Consider the following 4,171-nt stretch of genomic DNA (forward strand, 5'->3'; position numbering starts at 1 on the left):
CTCAGGGGAGAGGTTTTGCTGAAGCGGTTGGTTTTTCACATCGCTTTCAATATAGCCATAAGCACCAATGTCCAGTTTTTCAGAAGTATAATTGCCGCCTCCATAACCGATAAATCGCGTGTAATTCCTGTCTGAATATTGGTATTCCACCACAATGCGCATATCGGCCGTGATGGGAAATGTGGGGTTAAACCGAACTTCACCTGCGTTGTAGTCAATGACATAATCCCTGTTTTCGCCCCGTTGCAACTGAATTCCGTTGACAAACACACGCTCACTACCTGAAATGATTAGAATAAAAAGTTCACCATTGGGTCCAATAAGCTTGTAGGGTCCCTGATTGCCTTCCTGACCCACAAACTGACTTCGGGCAAAAACACCACGCACCACACCGCCCGAAATAAACATAGACGTTTCAGAATTTTCAGACTTTATAGTGCCGCCTAAGGAAACTCCCTGAATTTTCTTTTCAAAATTTCCGAAATAGCTGTTTCGGTTCACCAAATCAATATCACCTGCCCTGATGGTCCAATTGTCTGTGAAAAGTTCAATAAATATCTGGTCAAATTCGTTGAGGTTTTGAGAGTAACCACCCTCCTGCATTGGGATATTGGCATCCTGAATCGACGCCCTGATACCCACACGCTCACTAATCATACCCGTAATTTGAAGGTCAAGTTCTGAGGATACAACTGCGTTTTGATTGTTCCCAATGGTGATTCCCCTGGAAATACTTCCGCTGGTGTTCAAGCCGTCAAAAGGAGTGAAAGTGGTCTCGCGCGTGGACTGCTGAAGCGAGTACAGACGGTCCATTGCCCCGGTGCTTTGAGTGATTATTTTCGGATCTAGCAGCGAATATTTTTTCGTAAGAAAACTGGGGTATTTTACATAATTAATTTGAATAGAATCCTGAGTATTTATAAGCTCTTCCGATAAAACAACATAGCCCTTTTCAAAATTTACGCGATAAGCGGAAGTGTCAACGGCAACATTATTTTTATCCAAAATTTCAAACCGCACGGGATTTATACTCACCGAATCCAGAACAATCGTGTCTTTAACCGCAAAATTAACCGAACGGAAGTTGCCGGATGGTTCCTGTGAATGAACAGGAAATCCGCTGCAAAAAACCAATACAGCTAATAAAAATCTCATCAATTACTTAAACTTAAAGCGCTCCCTTTTATTTTGTTTATAAATGTATAGAAATCTTTAATGTTTTCTTTCGGTGAAAGTGTATGAGAATATTTATTTTAGCATTCGTCAAAAAAATGAATTTTTTAACTAATTAATTCCCTCTCCTTAGGAGAGGGTTAGGGAGAGGCTTATGAAAATAGTATCATACAACGTCAACGGAATCAGGGCAGCAATCAACAAAGGATTTTTTGAATGGTTAAAACAGGCAGACCCCGATGTGGTGTGCCTTCAGGAAACCAAAGCCCATCAAAATCAGTTGGAACTCGCCATGTTTGAAGATGCCGGATATGTATATAACTACTGGCTTTCTGCCGAAAAAAAGGGATATAGTGGCGTGGCGATTCTTTCTAAAGTAAAACCCAATCATGTCGAGTTTGGCACCGGCATCGATTATATGGACTTTGAAGGAAGAAACATCCGTGCTGATTTTGACGGGCTTTCAGTAATGAGTTTGTACCTGCCCAGTGGCACCAACGATGCCCGACTTGGTTTTAAATTTAAATATATGGATGACTTTCTGGAGTATTCCAAAGACCTTAGAAAAGAAATCCCCAATTTGATTATTTCCGGTGATTACAATATTTGTCACAAGCCCATAGATATTCACGACCCCATCAGAAATGCAAACGTTTCCGGATTTTTACCTGAAGAGCGCGAGTGGTTAGGCCGGTTTATTGACAGTGGTTTTGTGGATTCTTTCCGCGAATTCAATCAAAACCCGCACAACTACACTTGGTGGAGTTATCGCGCCAATGCAAGGAACAACAACAAAGGGTGGCGTATTGATTATCATATGGTAACCCCATCCTTACAAGAAAAGTTGAAACGCGCCGTTATATTACCTGAAGCCAGACATAGCGACCATTGCCCGTTGCTTGTGGAAATTGAAAGTTAACCCCCCCAAACCCCTAAAGGGGGCTTATAAAGGGATGGATTAATGGGTTTGTTTTACTATGAAAGTTAAAAAGCTTTTGAAGAAATTGATGTATGCAATGATGGTAATGATTGTTTTGTTGCTGGCCACAATTCTCATTGCTGATGGATTAATAAAAAGCTTTGCAAAAGACAAATTGTTCACTGAAGTGAATGATGTTCCTAAAAACAAGGTGGGTGTAGTATTAGGAACTTCAAAATATTTAACAGACGGGCAAATTAATCACTATTACCAATTTCGTATTGAGGCAGCAGTAGAACTGTATCACTCCGGAAAGGTAGAATTCATACTTGTAAGCGGAGACAACAGGCACCACAGTTACAACGAGCCGCAGACCTTTAAGAATGATTTAGTCAAAAAAGGGATTCCTGAAGATAAAATTTTTCTCGATTATGCCGGTTTCAGAACTTTGGACTCTATGGTTCGCGCCAAAGAAGTTTTCGGTCAGGAAAGTATCACGGTGATTTCGCAAAAGTTTCATAATGAAAGAGCCATCTACCTCGCTGAAAAAAGAGGACTCAAGGCCATAGGTTTTAATGCAAAAGATGTTAATTTGCGAAGTGGTGTGAAGGTTCAATTGCGTGAATATTTTGCCCGTGTTAAAATGTTTTCAGACCTCATTTTTAGTAAACAACCCCATTTTTTAGGGGAACAAATAGAAATTAGAAGTTAGAAGTAAAAAGTTGAATTTGCTTGCCAACCGAAAGTTTACTGAAGGTTGGGTGTTTGATAAAGAATAACAATTAAAAATATTAATAAAATGAAACATTTATTTGCATTATTGCTTGTTGCACTCACATTTTCATCTTGTGTTTCCACGCAAGTGTATGACAGCCTTAAATCTGACTACGATGCCCTAAAAGCTGAAAATGCTTCCCTGATGGATCAACTCAACAACAGACAGGGAAGTACAGACCAATATACTGTTCAAAACCTGAAACGCGATTTTGACCGACTTCAGGCAGAACGTGACCGCCTCGCTTTAGACTATGCTGCGGTGCAAAACAATTTGAAACGCCTTCAGGATTCCTATGATGCTTTGGAAGCCAACAGCTCAGAAAATCTCACTTCAAATTTGGCTTTGAACCGTGATTTACTCAAACAACTGGATCAAAAAGAACGTGCGCTTGCCGCAGAACAGGCCAGACTTGAACAGATGCAGCGTGAACTGACTGCCCGTTCAAAACGTGTTGACGAATTGGAAGGCATTATCGCTTCCAAAGAAGCCCAAATGAACAACTTGAGAGAAGCCATTTCAGCTGCCCTGACCAACTTTGAAGGCAAAGGACTTACCGTTGAGCAGCGTGATGGCAAGGTGTATGTTTCTATGGAAAACAGGCTCCTATTTGAAAGTGGAAGCTGGGCCGTAAACACAAATGGCCGCCAGGCTGTAGTACAATTGGGCAATGTTTTGGCTCAAAACCCTGAAATTGCAGTACTCATTGAGGGCCATACAGACAATGTGCCTTACGGCGGAAGCGGTCCTTTGCAAGGAAACTGGGACCTTTCCACCAAAAGAGCCACGGCCATAGTGACCATTCTCACCGAAAACCCGAATATTCTAAAAGAAAACCTTACAGCAGCCGGAAGAGGCGAATATGCACCCATCGCTTCAAATGCCACCCCTGATGGACGGGCAAAAAACAGAAGGATTGAAGTGATTTTAACCCCAAAACTGGATGAAATCAACAGGTTGTTGAATGAAATATAAGCCTCCCCAACCCCTACAAAGGAGGGGCTTTTTACTATGAAGTACAAACTATTACCAAATACCAACATAAAAGTCAGCGAACTCTGCCTGGGTACTATGACCTGGGGAGAGCAAAACACCCAGGATGAAGCCTTTGAGCAACTTGATTTTGCCCTTGAAAATGGCATTAACTTTATTGACACTGCTGAAATGTATTCCATTCCCGGGCGGAAGGAAACTCAAGGGAGTACTGAGAGAATCATAGGCAATTGGTTTGCCAAAACAGGAAACCGAAACAAAGTCATTCTTGCTTCAAAGATTGCCGGTCCCAGCCGGAATTTTGACCACAT

General features: G+C 41.5%; 5 protein-coding genes. 4 read left to right on the forward strand and 1 reads right to left on the reverse strand.

Annotated features, from left to right (window positions below):
• On the reverse strand, positions 1-1,155 hold a 1,155-nt coding region (locus AC6F75_RS07790), incomplete at its 3' end, for a DUF8818 domain-containing protein (RefSeq protein WP_500714416.1).
• Between the two features lie 172 nt (positions 1,156-1,327).
• Between AC6F75_RS07790 and AC6F75_RS07795 the strand changes: the two genes are divergently transcribed.
• From AC6F75_RS07795 to AC6F75_RS07810, 4 genes are all read left to right on the forward strand, one after another.
• Positions 1,328-2,092, forward strand: coding sequence for an exodeoxyribonuclease III (locus tag AC6F75_RS07795; RefSeq protein ID WP_500714417.1), 765 nt, complete (start codon positions 1,328-1,330; stop codon positions 2,090-2,092).
• Positions 2,093-2,150: 58 nt separating this feature from the next.
• A complete protein-coding gene (locus AC6F75_RS07800) occupies positions 2,151-2,804 on the forward strand; it encodes an ElyC/SanA/YdcF family protein (RefSeq protein WP_500714418.1) in 654 nt (217 codons plus the stop codon).
• A gap of 87 nt (positions 2,805-2,891) precedes the next feature.
• Positions 2,892-3,842 carry an OmpA family protein gene (locus AC6F75_RS07805; protein ID WP_500714419.1) on the forward strand — a complete coding sequence of 317 codons (951 nt, stop codon included), beginning with the start codon at positions 2,892-2,894 and terminating at the stop codon, positions 3,840-3,842.
• A 36-nt stretch (positions 3,843-3,878) separates the two neighbouring features.
• Positions 3,879-4,171, forward strand: a 293-nt coding sequence (locus tag AC6F75_RS07810) for an aldo/keto reductase (RefSeq protein WP_500714420.1), incomplete at its 3' end; no start/stop codon positions are given.

This window comes from Planktosalinus sp., assembly GCF_059864935.1.

Excerpts from the sequence above, each read along its gene's own strand:
- AC6F75_RS07795 (WP_500714417.1), top strand. The coding sequence starts at position 1,328 with ATGAAAATAGTATCATACAACGTCAACGGAATCAGGGCAGCAATCAAC.
- AC6F75_RS07800 (WP_500714418.1), top strand. The coding sequence starts at position 2,151 with ATGAAAGTTAAAAAGCTTTTGAAGAAATTGATGTATGCAATGATGGTA.
- AC6F75_RS07805 (WP_500714419.1), top strand. The coding sequence starts at position 2,892 with ATGAAACATTTATTTGCATTATTGCTTGTTGCACTCACATTTTCATCT.